Origin of the sequence: Streptomyces olivoverticillatus, assembly GCF_014203555.1 — a bacterium.
In the GTDB taxonomy this organism is placed as follows: Bacteria; Actinomycetota; Actinomycetes; order Streptomycetales; family Streptomycetaceae; genus Streptomyces; species Streptomyces olivoverticillatus.
Genome location: NZ_JACHJH010000006.1, coordinates 203,899 through 219,231, shown reverse-complemented (window position 1 = coordinate 219,231; position 15,333 = coordinate 203,899). Strand labels below are relative to the sequence as shown.

General features: G+C 74.3%; 15 protein-coding genes. 7 read left to right on the top strand and 8 right to left on the bottom strand.

Features of this window, described 5'->3' with window-relative positions; genetic code table 11:
* Positions 1-124: 124 nt before the first annotated feature.
* On the top strand, positions 125-733 hold the full coding sequence (locus FHS39_RS20455) for a GOLPH3/VPS74 family protein (RefSeq protein WP_184350821.1): 609 nt from the start codon (positions 125-127) through the stop codon (positions 731-733).
* A 124-nt stretch (positions 734-857) separates the two neighbouring features.
* Here the strand turns inward: FHS39_RS20455 and FHS39_RS20450 are convergent, their stop codons facing one another.
* From FHS39_RS20450 to FHS39_RS20435, 4 genes are read right to left on the bottom strand one after another with little or no spacing between them, the layout of a single operon-like run.
* Positions 858-1,553 (bottom strand): response regulator, encoded by a 696-nt coding sequence (locus tag FHS39_RS20450; protein ID WP_184350820.1) that lies wholly within the window; start codon positions 1,551-1,553, stop codon positions 858-860.
* On the bottom strand, positions 1,550-2,833 hold the full coding sequence (locus FHS39_RS20445; RefSeq protein ID WP_343069661.1) for a sensor histidine kinase: 1,284 nt from the start codon (positions 2,831-2,833) through the stop codon (positions 1,550-1,552). Before FHS39_RS20445 ends, FHS39_RS20450 begins: the two co-directional genes overlap by 4 nt.
* 10 nt (positions 2,834-2,843) lie before the next feature.
* A complete protein-coding gene (locus FHS39_RS20440) occupies positions 2,844-4,013 on the bottom strand; it encodes an acyltransferase family protein (protein WP_184350818.1) in 1,170 nt (389 codons plus the stop codon).
* Entirely contained in the window at positions 4,006-4,974 is a 969-nt protein-coding gene (locus tag FHS39_RS20435; RefSeq protein ID WP_184350816.1) for an alpha/beta hydrolase, read from the bottom strand. The genes FHS39_RS20440 and FHS39_RS20435 overlap by 8 nt, the downstream gene beginning before the upstream one ends.
* 313 nt (positions 4,975-5,287) lie before the next feature.
* Here FHS39_RS20435 and FHS39_RS20430 point away from each other — a divergent pair, with 313 nt between their 5' ends.
* Positions 5,288-6,511 (top strand): beta-ketoacyl-[acyl-carrier-protein] synthase family protein, encoded by a 1,224-nt coding sequence (locus FHS39_RS20430; RefSeq protein WP_184350815.1) that lies wholly within the window; start codon positions 5,288-5,290, stop codon positions 6,509-6,511.
* A 21-nt stretch (positions 6,512-6,532) separates the two neighbouring features.
* On the opposite strand, the gene FHS39_RS20425 is transcribed toward FHS39_RS20430, so the two are convergent.
* Positions 6,533-6,988, bottom strand: coding sequence for a carboxymuconolactone decarboxylase family protein (locus FHS39_RS20425; RefSeq protein ID WP_184350813.1), 456 nt, complete (start codon positions 6,986-6,988; stop codon positions 6,533-6,535).
* 81 nt (positions 6,989-7,069) lie between these two features.
* Between FHS39_RS20425 and FHS39_RS20420 the strand changes: the two genes are divergently transcribed.
* Positions 7,070-7,948: a sigma-70 family RNA polymerase sigma factor gene (locus FHS39_RS20420; RefSeq protein WP_184350811.1), complete on the top strand. Its 879-nt coding sequence runs from the start codon at positions 7,070-7,072 to the stop codon at positions 7,946-7,948.
* 14 nt (positions 7,949-7,962) lie between these two features.
* Here the strand turns inward: FHS39_RS20420 and FHS39_RS20415 are convergent, their stop codons facing one another.
* Positions 7,963-8,949, bottom strand: coding sequence for an ArsR family transcriptional regulator (locus tag FHS39_RS20415; protein WP_184350809.1), 987 nt, complete (start codon positions 8,947-8,949; stop codon positions 7,963-7,965).
* A gap of 86 nt (positions 8,950-9,035) precedes the next feature.
* On the opposite strand from FHS39_RS20415, the gene FHS39_RS20410 reads away from it, so the two are divergent.
* Positions 9,036-10,274 (top strand): alpha/beta hydrolase, encoded by a 1,239-nt coding sequence (locus tag FHS39_RS20410; RefSeq protein ID WP_184350807.1) that lies wholly within the window; start codon positions 9,036-9,038, stop codon positions 10,272-10,274.
* A gap of 3 nt (positions 10,275-10,277) precedes the next feature.
* On the opposite strand, the gene FHS39_RS20405 is transcribed toward FHS39_RS20410, so the two are convergent.
* Complete coding sequence (locus FHS39_RS20405) at positions 10,278-11,708, bottom strand: MFS transporter (RefSeq protein ID WP_184350806.1); 1,431 nt, start codon at positions 11,706-11,708, stop codon at positions 10,278-10,280.
* 83 nt (positions 11,709-11,791) lie between these two features.
* Between FHS39_RS20405 and FHS39_RS20400 the strand changes: the two genes are divergently transcribed.
* Entirely contained in the window at positions 11,792-12,685 is an 894-nt protein-coding gene (locus tag FHS39_RS20400; RefSeq protein WP_184350803.1) for a LysR family transcriptional regulator, read from the top strand.
* A gap of 12 nt (positions 12,686-12,697) precedes the next feature.
* Here FHS39_RS20400 and FHS39_RS20395 read toward each other — a convergent pair whose 3' ends face one another.
* Positions 12,698-14,137 carry an aminotransferase-like domain-containing protein gene (locus tag FHS39_RS20395; RefSeq protein ID WP_184350802.1) on the bottom strand — a complete coding sequence of 480 codons (1,440 nt, stop codon included), beginning with the start codon at positions 14,135-14,137 and terminating at the stop codon, positions 12,698-12,700.
* Between FHS39_RS20395 and FHS39_RS20390 the strand changes: the two genes are divergently transcribed.
* Both FHS39_RS20390 and FHS39_RS20385 read left to right on the top strand, forming a co-directional pair.
* Positions 14,136-15,023 (top strand): DMT family transporter, encoded by an 888-nt coding sequence (locus FHS39_RS20390; protein ID WP_184350801.1) that lies wholly within the window; start codon positions 14,136-14,138, stop codon positions 15,021-15,023. The two genes, FHS39_RS20395 and FHS39_RS20390, sit on opposite strands and share 2 nt — an antisense overlap.
* A 94-nt stretch (positions 15,024-15,117) precedes the next feature.
* The gene (locus tag FHS39_RS20385) at positions 15,118-15,318 is read left to right on the top strand and encodes a DUF1918 domain-containing protein (RefSeq protein WP_184350800.1); all 201 of its coding nucleotides are present in this window, start codon (positions 15,118-15,120) and stop codon (positions 15,316-15,318) included.
* The last annotated feature ends 15 nt before the right edge of the window (positions 15,319-15,333 follow it).

Genomic DNA, 15,333 nt, shown 5'->3' with positions numbered 1-15,333 from the left:
CAAGCACTCAGTCGCCAACTGAATCGCTCAGTCACAGGGCGGGTCAGTACTGTGACGTCGACACTGCGACTTTGACCGAATAGTCGGCCCGTGCCTCTGTCCGTACGGTCGCGAGGAGCCCTTCATGAATACACCGCGGGACCTGTTGATCGTCACCATGGACATGGAGTCCAGTCGCCCCGTCGAGCAGGGCGACCTGTCGCTCGCGCTCGCGGCAGCCGAGGTGATCGACCTCCTCGGCTCCCAAGCCGTCACCCTGGACGACGAGCGCATCGTGCCGGGCTACCGGCCGGCGCTGGCCGACCACCTGCTGAACGAGGCGGCCGCATCGCTCGTCCGGGAGGCGCCCTACGAGTCGGTCACCGACTGGCTGTGGCGCAGGGGCCGGGGCCTGTCCGCGGCCTACCAGGCCGCCCTTGAGGCGGAAGGCCAGCTCGTCCGGCAGCGCCGCCAGGGCCTGAGCTTCCGGGCCGGGCGGCCGACGCTGACCGATTCGCCCGCCCGTCACCGGGCGGCGGAGCGCTGGGCCTCGGACGAGCCCGTCCTCGCCACGCTCGCGGAGGCGGTCGGGGTCGGCAGCAAGCGGACCGGGGACTCCCCCGACGTGACCGACGACGCCGTGGCGACAGTGCTGGCCGCCGTCAGCGACGCGCTGGTGGAGCTGGGGGCCGTGCGACAGCGGAAGGTCATCGAGGATGCGGCCTTCGACAACATCTGGCGCGGCGGCGGATGACGGCGGACACGCCCTAGGGCGTGTCCGATGGGTCAGTGCGGGCCCCGCGGCGTCTGGCGCTGGGGGCACCTCCCGGCGGTAGCTGGGGGAGTCGCGGGGCCTGTGCCGACCCACCGGACACGCCCTAGTACCCGGTGGGGCGGATCAGGCCCGTCTCGTAGGCGAAGACCGCGGCCTGGGTGCGGTCGCGCAGGCCCAGCTTGACCAGGATGCGGCTCACATGGGTCTTCACCGTCTGCTCCGCCACCACCAGTCTCGCGGCGATCTCCGCATTGGACAGGCCCTGCGCGATCAGGGACAGGACCTCCGTCTCGCGTTCCGTCAGGCCGCCGATCCGGTCCTTGAGGGGGGCGCGGGGAGCGGCGGCCATCCGGGAGAACTCGGCTATCAGGCGCTTGGTGATGTTCGGGGCGAGCAGGGCGTCGCCGCCCGCCACCACTCTGACCGCCTGGGCGAGTTCGGCCGCCGAGGCGTCCTTGAGCAGAAAGCCGGACGCGCCCGCGCGCAGCGCCTCGTACACGTACTCGTCGAGGTCGAAGGTGGTCAGCACCAGGACCTTGACGGTGGCTGGGGGTCCCCCCTGCTCGGAGAGCTCGGGGGAGGGGGCGGTGATGCGGCGGGTCGCCTCGATGCCGCCGAGTCCGGGCATGCGGATGTCCATCAGGACGACGTCGGGGTCGAGTTCGTCGGCCTTGGCGAGGGCGTCGAGGCCGTCGACGGCCTGGCCGACGACCTCGATGCCGGGTTCGGCGTTGAGCAGCACGGTGAAGCCCTGACGGACCATGACCTGGTCGTCGGCGATCAGTACGCGGATGGTCACGAGTCGTCCTTGGGGAGGGCCTGGGTGGGCAGGATCGCGGTCACTTCGTAGCCGCCGTCGGGGGTGGCTCCGGCGGCGAGTTCGCCCCCCAGCATGGCGGTGCGCTCCCGCATGCCGAGCAGTCCGTGGCCGGCGCCCGGCGAGGGCGGGGCGGGGCGGTCCGGGGCGGTGTTGGCGATGCGGACCATGACCCCGGACCGGCGGTAGCCGATCTCCACCCGCACCGTCGCCCCGGGCGAGTGGCGCATGACGTTGCTGAGCGCCTCCTGCACGATGCGGAACGCCGACAGCTCGACGCCCGGCGGCAGCGGGCACCGCTCCCCGGTGGTCCTGGTGGTGACGGTGAGCCCGGCGCCCCGCACCTTGCCGACCAGCTCGTCCAGCCGGTCCAGGGTGGGCTGCGGGGCGTGCCGCACGCCGTCCGCCAGGGCGTCCTCGGAGCGCAGGACGCCAAGCACCCGGCGCAGTTCGGCGAGGGCCTCGACCGCGTTCTCGCGGATGCCCGCGAGGTTCTCCCTCAGCTCCTCGGACGGGTTCTCGACCAGGTGCGGGGCGACCTGCGCCTGGATGGAGATCACCGACATGTGGTGGGCGACCACGTCGTGCAGCTCGCGGGCGATCCGGTTGCGCTCCTCCAGGAGGGTGCGCCGGGCCCGCTCCTCGGCGGTGAGTTCCTCCTGCACGACCAGCCGCGTCCGGGCCAGCCGGCTCATGCGCAGCGAGGCGCCGACCGCCGCCGCGGCCGCGAAGAACACCGTGCCGATGCCCAGGCCGGAGTTGTGAGCCTGTGTCGTGAAGGACATGTTGCCCAGCCCCGCCAGGACCGTGATGCCCAGCGCCGTGGCCGTGACCCAGGGGCGGGCGCGCAGCGCGAGGAGGAGCAGCACGAGGGTGTGCAGCGCGATGCCCTCGACGTTCCAGGGGAACAGCACGTTGGGGTTCATGGTGTCTTCCCGGAAGACCGCCACGGCGACGAGCACTGCCGTCGAGAGCCACCAGGCGGGCACCGGGCGGGACAGCGCGAGAAGGGCGGCGCCGCACTCGAGCAGGCCGAGCAGCACCCCGGTGGGCGAGGTCCCGACGCCCCCTACGTGCTGGGCGGCGTTGGCCCAGCCCACCAGCAAGACGACTGCCACCGCATGGACGTGCGGCACCCGGCCCATCCAGGCCGAGCGCGGCAGCGGGTCGCGGGACAGCGTCAGCAGGTCCTCACGCACGGCGCGCGCCACCTGCCGCACGGTCGGCGCGCGTCGGCCGTCCTCCCCGTTCCCCCACTTCACAAGATCCACTCTAGACACGCGGCACCTCCGTGGCCCGTGCGGGCCGCTGCTCGCGTACGACCCGGCCGCGAGCGCCACGTGTGTGCCGCCCGTGCTCGTACGCGCGGAACGCGGCCAGGCAGATCAGCAGCGCCATGGCGAACACCGGCAGCCACGCCAGCCGGGCGCACACCCAGGCCGGGCCGTCGGGGACGGTGTGCAGGCCGGGCAGGGGGCAGCCCGCGAGGAGTCCGAGCGAGGTGACCGTCATCATCGCGGTCTGGTGCCAGAGGAAGACCGTCATGGCGGAGAGGTTCAGCAGGGCCACCGCGGCCCAGGCGGCGGGCCGGGCGAGCACCCGCCGCAGCGGGCCGAGCAGCAGCAGGGCCGCGCCGCACTGGGCGAGGCCGAAGGTGACGGCGGCGAGGGTGGGCGGGTTGAGGTTGGAGATCCGCTCACCGGGCACGCCGACCATGGAGGCCGGGTAGCCGGCGGCGAGGACGAGTGCGGCGGTGGCCGCGGCGCCGCCGAGCAGCAGGGCCCACCCCGTCGCACGGCCGCGCAGAGCGCCCCGGGCCCACATCGCGCCCAGGCAGTACGGGACGAGCCAGCCCGCCGCCACGTTGATCCAGCCGAGCCACGCCGGTCCGCCGAGGCCGAACCGGATCAGGTCGACGAGGAGCACGACGGCCAGCGGCCACGCCGGGTGCAGCCGGGCGACCAGCGGGGTCGCCGCCGTCAGCGCGGTGAAGACCAGCAGGAACCAGAGGGGGGAGACGACCAGCTTGAACAGCGTGTGCACGGTGTCCAGGCCGGCTCCGCGGGCGAGCATCGCGGTGGCGGCCACGGCCCACACCACCAGCACGGCGGCGACCGGCCGGAACAGCCGTGCGCCCCGGGCGCGCAGCCACTGCCCGTACGTCGCGCCGCGGGCGCGGGCCGCGGAGTAACCCGTGGCGCCGGCGTAGCCGCCCACCAGGAAGAAGACCGCGAGGGTCTGGACGACCCAGGAGACCGGCGTCAGCAGGGGCATGTAGTGGAGCGGGCTGACGGCGCGGACCGTGCCGCTGTCGACCACCAGGGCCGTCACCAGCCAGTGGCCGAGCACGACGCCGGAGATGGCGAAGGCGCGCAGCGCGTCGACGGCGCGGTCGCGGCCGGGTGGGGTCGCGGAATCGATCCGGCGGACGAGGTCACGCATGACGGCCCTCCTCGGCGGGGGTCCGGCCGGAGACGATCCGGGCGATGTTGGCCAGGGAGACGGAGCCGGGGGCGAGGTAGTCGCTGTGTCCGCCGTCGCCCGCCGCGAAGATCCGGGCGCCGAAGCGCGGCGAGAGGGGGTCCGTCCCGAAGCCGAGGGTCGCGAAGGGGAGCGTGAGGTGCGCGTGGGGCACCTCGGCGACCCAGTCGCCGGTGCCGCGGCCGGCCCAGACGGTGGCCCGGGTGTGCAGCGCGGCGGCGGTGCCGACCCCGATGCCGGGGCTGCCGTAGAGGACGACGTCCGCGACGTCGAGGCCGGACACGGCCCGGCCGCAGACCACGGAGCCGTAGGAGTGGCACAGCAGGGAGATCCGGGTGGCGGGCTTGAGCGCGCCCAGCTCGCCGACGAACCGCCGCAGCGCCGGGGCCGCGGCGGCGGCGCGGCCGGGGGTCACTGCATCGAGGCTCACCGTGGCCGGTGTCCGGTATCCCAGCCAGGCGACGACGGCGGAGCGGTCGCCGAGTTGCCGCTGGAGTGCCGTGGCACCGGCCTGCAGGCGTCCGTACCGGTCGAGACTGGTGTCCGAGCCCGGGACGAGGACGGCTGTCCGCTCGGCCCGGGACAGGTCGCCGAAGACCTCGGCGGTGCGGCCGCCGTCGCGGCCGTCGAACGAGAGGAAGTGGCGGGCCGGTTCGGCCATGGCGTGCAGCGCGGCGGCCCGCCGCAGGTCGCCGTGGTCCGTGGCGGCCCGCTCGGCGGCCCGGATGTCGGCGCGGGTTGCGGCGTACCGCTCGGCGAGGGCGGCGGGGGTGGCGGCCCGCAGCGGGGCGAGCGCGGAGGGCGCGGGCGCCGGTACGGCCGCGGGGCGGGCCGCGCCCAGCACCGGCAGGGTCACCGAGCCGATGACGAGTGCGGCGAGCAGGGTGCGCCGCAAGCGGCTGCGGGGCGGGCGGGGCGCCATGGTGGGTGGTCCTTCCGGTGCCGGATTTCTCCGTCGTGGGTTCGGCACCGAAGCTATGGATCAGCGCGGGTGGTCGGCGTCCCGCCGGAGAGGGCACCTGCCGCGTAGCTCGCGAGTACTACGGGTAGGGGGCCGCCGAGCAGGCCGCATCGGGCGCAGAAAATAGGCGGACCCTACAAATCCCCGGCGACCCACTCCGTCGATCACGGCATCCGACCCTCCATCACCACCCTGGCAGAGTTGCCCACAGGTTGATCTTCCTCTCGCGGCCGCGATCGCGGGAGTTGTAGCAGTAACACAAAGGGGGTAGTCCATGAGCACTCACACCGACGCCGTGGTGGTCACCGGTCTCGGGGCCACGACTCCGCTCGGCGGGGACGCCGTGTCGACCTGGCGGGCGATGCTCGACGGGCGGTCCGGGATCGGCAGGATCGAGGAAGAGTGGGCCGAGGCGCTGCCCGCGCGGATCGCGGGGCGGCTCGCGGTCGAGCCGACCGAGGTGCTGGACCGGGTGCAGGCCCGCCGGATGGACCGCTGCGAGCAGGTCGCGCTCGTCGCGGCGCGGGAGGCGTGGGGCGACGCGGGGCGGCCGGAGGTCGATCCGGAACGGCTCGCCGTGGTGATCGGCACGGGCACCGGCGGCGTGCTCACCACACTGGCGCAGGACGACGTGCTGGAGGCGTCCGGGGTGCGGCGGGTCTCCCCCCACACCGTTCCGATGCTGATGGCGAACGGGCCCGCGGCCTGGGTCAGCATCGAGCTCGGGGCCAAGGGCGGCGCCCACACCCCGGTCAGCGCCTGCGCATCCGGGGCGGAGGCGATCGCGATGGGGCTGGACCTGATCCGGCTGGGCCGGGCCGACGTGGTCGTGGCGGGCGGCGCGGAGGCCTGCATCCATCCGCTGCCGCTGGCCGGGTTCTCGCAGGCCAAGGCGCACTCGACGCGCAACGACGAGCCGCAGCGGGCCTCCCGGCCCTTCGATGCCGACCGGGACGGGTTCGTGATCGGCGAGGGGGCCGCCGTGGTCGTGCTGGAGCGTGCCTCCTTCGCCGCCGCGCGGGCGGCCCGCGCCCACGCCACCCTGGCCGGTGCGGGGGTCACCTCGGACGCCCACCACATCACCGCCGCGCATCCGGAGGGCCAGGTCCGCGCGATGCGGCTCGCCCTGGCCTCCGCGGGACTGTCCCCGCTGGATGTGCAGCATGTGCACGCGCACGCGACGTCGACGCCCATGGGCGACCTCGCCGAGGCACGGTCGGTCGCCGAGGCCATCGGCACCCATCCGTCCGTCACCGCGACCAAGTCGATGACCGGTCACCTCTTCGGTGCCGCCGGGGCGCTCGGCGCGCTGGCCGCGCTCCTCGCGGTCCGCGACGGCGTCGTCCCCGCGACCGCGAACCTCGACCGCCTCGACCCCGAGGTGCCCCTCGACGTCGTCGCGGGCGCGCCCCGGCGGGGCGCGGTGACCGCCGCCTTGACGAACTCGTTCGGCTTCGGTGGCCACAACGCCTCGCTGGTGTTCACCCCGGCTCCGTAAGGCCCGCGCGCGGGCGCTGTCCTACCAGGCGGCGCCCGCGGGCTGCTTGGTGGGCACGTTGAGCCGGTTGAAGAGGTTGGTCAGGCCGATCCACAGGAGCAGCCCGGAAAGCTGCTTCTCGTCGTAGTGCGCGGCCGCCTCGTCCCACACCTCGTCCGGCACCGGGTCGGTGCGGTCGGCGAGCCGGGTGACGGCCTCGGCGAGCGCCAGGGCCGCGCGTTCGGCGTCGGTGAAGTACGGCGCGTCCCGCCAGGCCGCGACCGCGTGGAGCCGCTCGTCGGTCTCGCCCTTCTGCTTGGCGCCGCGCACGCCGCCGTCGACGCAGTAGCTGCAGCCGTTGATCTGGCTCGCCCGCAGGTGCACCAACTGGAGGGTCGTCTCCGGCACACCGCCCCGGTGTGCGGCCTTGACCACGCTGAGGACGGCCGGCATGGCCTCGGGAATGATCTGGGCGGGGTTCTGCATACGTGCCTGCATGAGTGCTCCTCCATCACGTGTCACATCGACGGGATTTCGTCCGTCATCCCACTGACGGAACGCGCAGAGAGAATGTGACCGATGGACGAGAAAGATTTTCTGGCGGAGTGCTTCGAGACCCACCGCACCCATCTCCGGGCGGTGGCCTACCGCATGCTCGGCTCGCTGGCCGAGGCGGACGACGCGGTGCAGGAAGCGTGGCTGCGCCTGGTGCGCAGCGACAGCGACGGCATCGAGAACCTGGGCGGCTGGCTGACGACCGTCGTCGGCCGGGTGTGCCTCGACATGCTGCGGTCGCGCACCTCGCGCGGTGAGGAGCCGCTGGACGTACGGGTGCCCGATCCGCTCGTCGGCCATGTGGAGGCCATCGATCCCGAACACCAGGCGATGCTGGCCGACTCGGTCGGCCTGGCGCTGCTCGTGGTGGTGCAGACGCTGGGCCCCGCGGAGCGGCTCGCGTACGTCCTGCACGACATGTTCGCGGTGCCCTTCGACGAGATCGCCCCGATGGTGGGGCGCACCCCGGCCGCGGCCCGGCAGCTGGCCAGCCGGGCGCGCCGCCGGGTGCAGGGGGCGGCCACGGTGCCCGACGCCGATCTCACCCGTCAGCGGAAGGCCGTCGACGCCTTCCTCGCCGCGGCCCGGGACGGCGACTTCGACGCGCTCGTCGCCGTGCTCGACCCGGACGTCGTGCTGCGCGCCGACACCGGGGGCGAGGCCGCGGCCAAGGTGGTGCGCGGTGCGGCCGCGGTGGCCGGGCAGGCGCTCACCTTCCAGCGCGTTTCGCAATCCGCCCGGCCCGCGCTCGTCAACGGTGCGGCGGGCATCGTCACGACCGTGGACGGGCGGCCGGTGGCGGTCCTGGGCTTCACGGTCACCGACGGCAAGGTCACGGCCATCGACATCCTGGCCGACCCCGAGCGGCTGGGCCGGCTCGAAGTGGAGGATCTCGACGGCTGACCGAGGGGTGCCACTCACCTGGCCCGTGAGGCGGGGCCCGTACGGCGCTGCACCAGCAAGGCGCTCAGGGCGGTGCGCCGGTGCAGCACCGCGCGTCCGGCGCGGGCCGTGGTGACCAGGCCCGCACCGCGCAGTGCGGCCGTGTGGGCAGAGACGGTGGCGTTGCTGACGCGCAGGCGCCGCGCCAGGTCGCCGGTGGTGTGCTCCTCGGCCAGCAGAAGCAGGATCTCGAAGCGCGTGCGGCCGAGCACCGCGGCCAGTGCGTCCTCCGCGCCGCCCGGCCCGGCCGGTGCGGGCGGAAGGCCCGTACCGGCCGGGTAGGTCACGACCAGGGGGCGGCTGGGCAGGTCGGATATGAGGGGGTGGCCGGTCCAGTGGAAGGCGGGCAGGAGGAGCACGCCCCGGCCGCCCGGCTCGATCTCCAGGCCGCCGGGCCCCGCGAACTCCCAGACGTCCCCCCGCAGTCGGCCGCCGGGGACGAGCCCGGCGAGCACGGCACCGATGCCCTGCTCGGCCACGGCCACGGCCCGGCGGGCGAACTCCCGGTGGTGCAGGTCCTGTACGACGGGCCATACGGGGCCCACGATCGTGTCGAAGGCCGCCTGCTGGGCGCGGCACAGGAGGCGCCAGGCCTCGGCATCGCCCCGGTGCAGGCCGCGGATCCACGGCGGGGGCGGCGCGGGGTGGCCGGCGTAGACGCGCTCGATCTCGGAGCGGACCCGGTCGGGGTGCCAGGACCGGACGGTGTCGAGCCCCTCCCCCAGGCTGTCGTCGGTCACGTCGAGGAATCCGGGCGCCCGCCCGGCGGGGACGAGGTCGGCCAGCGGCTCGACGGCAGCGGGCAGACAGCGCAGCACGCGCCGTCGCCACCTGCCGAAGAACAGCTCCTCGTCGTGACGGACCATCATGCCGAGGGCGGTGTTGAGCTCTTGCAACGGGGCCGGCCTGGACGCGAAGCGCACCCGGGCGAAGTCGGCGGCCGTCAGGCGGATGCGGATCACTGCTCTCCCCGGTGGCGCTGCGCCATCGTTTCGGGCTGGGCCTCAACCATCGCCCGTACCGGCCGCCGGGCGCCAGCATGCACGGCATGACCTCTTCCTTGATCCGTAAGACCGTCGGTACGGACCGGCGGACCTTCCTCGCCTCGTCCGTACTCGCCGCCGGGCTCGTGCTCGCGGGACCGCTGGGCACCGCGCGGGCCCGGGCCGCGGACGGGCTCACCCTGCGGCTGCCCGCGCCGAGCGGCCCGCACCCGGTCGGGGCCGCCACGCTGTATCTCGTCGACCACAAGCGGCGCGACCCGTGGGAGGCGATCCCCGTCCGGGAGGTGATGATCACGGTCTGCTATCCGGCCCGCACCGTCCACGGCCACCCCCTCGCACCGCAGCTGACCGAGGGCGCCGCGAAGGCCTTCCGGGACGTGGACGTCGTCTTCCACCACCTGCCGGACAAGGGCGTGAACTGGGGGTCCACCCTGACGTACGTGCACACGGGCGCCCCCGCACAGACCGTGCGGCGGCCGGTGCTGGTGTACAGCCCCGGCGGCGGCGACCCGCGCACCATGGGCACCGGGCTCGCCGGTGAACTGGCCAGCCACGGCTGGATCGTGGTGACCGTCGACCACCCGGGCGACGCGAGCGAGGTGGACTTCCCCGGCACGATGCAGGGGCGGGAGAAGGTCCGTACGACCGTCTTCCGCGGGGACCCCCGCATGGATGCGCACCGCTTCGACACCGCGATCACCACCCGGATCGCCGACGTCCGTTTCGTACTGGACTCTTTGGAGGCCCTGGCGGCGGGCCGGAACCCGGATGCGAAGGGCCGCGCGCTGCCCGAGGGCCTGGGCCTCGCGCTGGACATGCGACGGGTGGGCGTCTACGGCCATTCGGCGGGCGGCACCACCGCGGCCGAGGCGCTGTACGAGGACGGTCGCATCCGCGCGGCGGTCAACATGGAGGGCTATCTGGACCACACTCCGCAAACACCCGGCCGGCCCGGGGAGTTGTTCCCGGTGGCCCGGTACGGGGCGGGCCGGCCGCTGCTTCTGCTGGGCAGCGACGGCTTCACGCACCGGGAGGAGCTGGAGCGGTCCTGGACCCCGCTGCTCGCCCACCCGCGGGGATGCGCGCGCCGGGAGAGGATCCGCGACGCCGCGCACTGGGTGTTCACCGACTACGCGGCGCTCGCACCCCAGTTGCAGGCCGCCGGACTGATGCCCGCCGCCGACCGGAACGCTCTGGTCGGCGCGGCCTCCCCGGCCGTGGCGGTGCCCGAGGTGCGCCGCCGGGTGCACTCCTTCTTCGCCCGGCACCTGCCGCCGTCCTGACCGCTACCGCCCGGCCGGGGCGGGCTGCTTGGGCGCCGCCGGGCGGCGGACCGCGTCGCCCGCGGCCGGGTGCAGCCGCAGGGCTCCGGCCAGGGCGCCCAGCGATACGAGCGCGAGCAGGCCGAATGCCACGTGGTAGGCGGTGGTCGCGCCGGGCCGGCCCGGCAGCGCGTCGCCGAGGGGGCCGCCGAGGCGGAGGGCGACCGTGGCGGCCACCACGCCGAGGCCCGCCGCGGCCTGCTGGGCGGTGGACTGCAGGGTGTTGGCGTGGCGCATGCGCTCCTGGGGCATGTCGGCGAAGGCGATGACCTGGTAGCAGGTCAGCCCCAGCGAGCGCGCGGCGCCGCTGACGACGGCGAGGACGACGATCGCGGCAACCGGCGTCGACGCGGTGAGGAAGCCGCACAGCAGCGTGGTCGCCGCCACCCCGGCGGTGGCGGCCAGCAGCAGCGGACGGAAGCCGTAGCGGTCGAGCAGCCGGTTGGTGGCGGGCTTGATGCCGATGTTGCCCACGAAGACGAAGAGCACCACCGTGCCGGACTCCACCGCGCTCCAGCCGAAGGCCTCCTGGAACAGCAGCGGCAGCAGGAAGGGAACAGCCGCCACCACGATCCAGAACAGCGAACCGCCGGACACCGACGCCCTGAAGGTGGCCACCTTCAGCGTTCGGAGGTCGGCCAACGGCTGCTCGGTGCGCAGCAGATGACGGGCCGCCGCCGCCAGCAGGAGGACGGACAGCGCACCGGTGGCGGCCGCCGGGCCCCAGGCCGCGCCTGCGGCGGACAGCAGATGGGCGGTCCAGGTCAGGGCGCCGAGGCCGGTGGAGGTGAGGGCGACGCCCCACCAGTCCAGGCGCGGCGGACGGCCGGCCTCCGGCCCGGCCTGCACGAGCCGCCAGGCGACGGCGAAGGCCACCGCCCCCAGCGGGAGGTTGACGAGGAACATCCAGCGCCAGTCGGCGTAGGTGGTGATGAGGCCGCCGAGCAGCGGCGCGATGACGGGGGCGGCGAGGGCCGGCCAGACCACGTACGACACGAGCCGCGGGATGTCGGGCTTCTCCGCCTTCGCCACGACCATCAGCCGGCCGACGGGCACCATCATCGCACCGCCCGCGCCCTGCAGCACCCGCATGGCGACCAGCTGCCCGAGGTTCTCGCTCAGGGCGCAGGCGAGCGAGGCAAGGGTGAAGACGGTGATGGCGGTGAGGAACACCCGCCGCGCCCCGAAGCGGGCGGTCAGCCAGCCGCTGAGGGGTATCAGCACGGCCAGCGTCACCAGGTAGGCGGTGACGACCAGGCCGATCGCGGCGGGGGCCACGCCCAGGGCCGCGCCCATGCTCGGGGCGGCGGTCGACACGATGGTGCCGTCCAGGTTTTCCATAAAAAAGCAGCCCGCGACCAGGAGCGCGACGTTGCGTTGCTTGGCGTCGATCATGTCTCTCATCCTCGGGCCCGGGACAGTTGACCACAAGGTCCGAGTGGTCATACCAGCCTTGATCCGCATGCAACTATGACCGCATGCAGCTACCGGACATGAATCTGCTCCCGGCCCTCAACGCCCTGCTGCGCGAGGGGAGTGTGACGGGCGCGGCTGCCGAGATGAGCGTCTCCGCCTCCGCGATGAGCCGTACGCTCGGCCGACTGCGGCGGGTGCTGGGGGATCCGCTCCTCGTGCCGGCCGGGCGCGGACTCGCCCTCACCCCACGGGCCTTGGAGCTCCGTCCGCAGGTGGAGGCGGCGCTCATCGGCGCGCTGGCCGCACTGCAGCCGGCGCAGCCGCTCGACATCGCCTCCGTGGCACGGCAGTTCACCGTGCGCACCAACGACGGCCTGGCCGTCGTCATCGGGCCGGAGCTGACGGGCCGCATCGCGCGTGAGGCGCCCGGCATCCGGCTGCGGATCCTGCCCGAGTGCGAGGAGGACCCCGCCGACCTGCGCGACCGCGTCGACCTGGACATCGGCCATCTTCCGGAGCTCCCGCACGACGTACGGAGCCTGGAGCTGCCCCCGCACGGCTATGCGGCCGTCTGCCGCGCGGATTCCCCGCACGCGCAAGGGCCGTTGACTGTGGAGGGGTTCGCGGCGGCCGCGCACATCACCGTCTCGCGGCGGGGGCGCTTCCACAGCGTGGTCGACGAGCGCCTCGCGGAGCTCGGCCTGCGGCGGAACGTGCTGGCGACGGTGCCCACGCAGATGACGGCGTGCTTCCTCGCTCTGCACTCGGATGCCCTGGCGTTGGTGCCGGCACCGGTGGGGGCACGGGCTGCCGAGGTCATGCCGCTGGCGGTGCTGGAGATTCCACTGTCGCTGCCGCAGGTGCCGATGGGGATGGCCTGGCATGCACGGCTGGATGCGGATCCGGCCCATGCGTGGCTGCGCCGGGCCGCGGCGCGGGCCGCGGCCGGTGGCTGAGGCCGGGGACCGTCACACCTCGCGCATCACCGCACCCAACCGCCGTACGCCCTCCCTCAGTTCCGCCACCCCCGCGGCGGCGGCGAAGCACAGGCGCAGGTGCGGCGCCGCGGGCTCCGCGGGGTAGAAGGGGCGGCCGGGCGTGACCAGGACGCCCGCGCGCAGGGTGGCCGCCGCGAGGGCGGATTCGTCCGTGCCGTCGGGCAGCCGCACCCACACGTGGAAGCCGCCCGGCGGCACGTACGCCACCTCGGATCCGGGCAGTTCGCGGCCGAGCGCCGCAAGCAGCGCCTCTCGGCGCACGCGCAGCTCGGCGGCGAGGGCGCGGCGGTGGCGCGGCCAGGCGGGCGAGCCGACGAGTTCGACCGCGGTCTCCTGCAGCGGCCGGGGCACGAAGAAGCTGTCCACGACCTGGATGGCCCGCAGCCGGTCGAGAACCGGGCCACGGGCGGCGAGGGCGCCCACCCGCAGGCTGGGCGAGGTGAACTTCGTCAGCGAACAGACGTGGACGACCACGCCGTCGGCGTCCTCGGAGGCGAGCGTGGGCGGCAGCGGCGGCGCATCCTCGTGTGCGAGACGGCGCGCGAAATCGTCCTCGACGACGAAGGCCCCCGCCTCGCGGGCGATGCGCAGCACCTCTCGGCGGCGGTCCTCGGCGAGGACGGAGCCGGTCGGATTGTGGAAGAGCGGCTGGCAGACGAAGACCCGCGCCCGGCCGGCCCGGAACGCCTCGGCGAGCAGATCGGTCCGTACGCCCTGGGCGTCGACGGGCACGGGCACGGGCCGCAGCCCCGAGGCGCGGGCGGCGGCGATCACGCCGGGATAGGTGGGCGATTCGACGAGCACGGGCGCGCCGGGCGGGGCGAGGGCGCGCAGCGCGGTGGTGAGTGCGCTCTGTCCGCCCGCGGTGACCAGGACCCCGGAGGGGGTGACGGAGCCCGTCGGGCCGCCGATCTCGCGGGCGAACCAGGAGCGCAGCTCGGCCACGCCCTCCAGGGGCGGGCGCTCCCAGGCGCCGGGGCGCCGGCCGGCCCGGGCGAGGGCGGCCGCCAGGGCGCGTTCGGGCTGGAGGGAGGGGTGGAGGTAGCCGCCGCTGAGCTCGATGACGCCGGGCGGCGGCCCGGCGAGGCTCGCGATCACTCCGGCGGCGTCCACGGACCGGGGCACCGCCTCCTCGCCGGCCTCGGCGCTGAGCGCGACCTGCTGCCAGGAGGTGTCGCCGGGCGGTGCGGAAGCGGGGTGCGGCTCGGCACGGAAGGCCCCGGCGCCGGGGCGGGTCACGACCAGGCCCTCGGCCGCCAGGGTCGCCAGCGCCCGCGAGACGGTGACGGGGCTGACCCTGAACCGCTCGACCAGTGCCCGACTGGACGGCAGCTTCTCACCCGGAGAGTAGCGGTTGAGCTCGCTCCGCAGGGTGAGAGCCAGTTCGGCGACGCTGTTACGCTCGTGCATGACAGCACAAGATAGCGCTACCGGCCGCGTGGCGATAGCAGTAAGCGGCGGAGTCCTGCTCGCGGCGCTCGCCGTGGCGATGTTCTCGCTGACCTTCCCGGCGACCGTGTGGGCCCTGGACGGGCTCGGCCCCTGGTCGGTGACCGCGTGCCGGGCCGTACTCGGCGGGCTGATCGCGGGCGGGTGCCTGCTCGACCGGCGGGTCTCCCCTCCGGCGCGGCGGCATCTGGGCGGCCTGCTGGCGGTGGCCGCCGGAACCGTCGTCGGCTTTCCCCTGCTCACCACCCTCGCCCTGCAGACCTCCTCGACCTCGCACGCCGCCGTGGTCGTGGGCCTGCTGCCGCTGACCACGGCCGCGTATGCGGCGGTGCGCACCCGCACCCGGCACTCCGGGCGGTTCTGGGCCGCGGCACTAACCGGGGCCGCCGTGGTCGTCGTCTTCGCCGTGCAGCAGAGCGGCGGCCGGCCCGGCCTGAGCGACCTGTACCTGCTGGGCGCCCTGCTGATCTGCGCGGCGGGCTACGCCGAGGGCGGCAAGCTGGCGCGCGAGCTGCCGGGCTGGCAGATCATCGGCTGGGCGCTGGTGCTCTGCCTGCCCCTGGCCCTGGCCGGGGCGGCCGTGGCCCTGTCCGTCGAGCCCGTCCACCTGGGCGGACGGATGACGGCGGGGATGCTGTGGCTGGGCGCGGCCCAGTTCCTGAGCCTATGGGTGTGGTACCGCGGGATGGGCGCGATCGGCATCGCCAAGGCGAGCCAGCTCCAGCTCGCGCAGCCGCTGCTCACCCTCGTCTGGTCGGTGGCGCTGCTGGGCGAGCACCTGACGCCGGCGGCGCCGCTGGCGGCCGTGGCCGTGCTGGTCTGCATCGGGGTGACCCAGCGGGCATAGGGCTCGTACGTTGCGCGTGCCATATACCGGCGGTCACCCTAGGCTGGGAGCGTCCGAGGCACCTGTCCCCTCTCGAACGGAAGGGTCACCGTCGATGCATGCGAGCAAGGGCGACCGGTTGGTTGTGCACGGCAGAGTGGTCGGCAAGGAGGACCACGTCGTGGAGATCGTGGAGGTGCTGGGCCCCAACGGCACACCGCCGTACCGTGTCCGTGCGGAGAACGGCCACGAGACGGTCATGTCTCCCGGCCCCGACTCCGTGGTGGACCACCGCAAGGCCACCGGCAACGCATAGCGGCCCCGGTGGCCG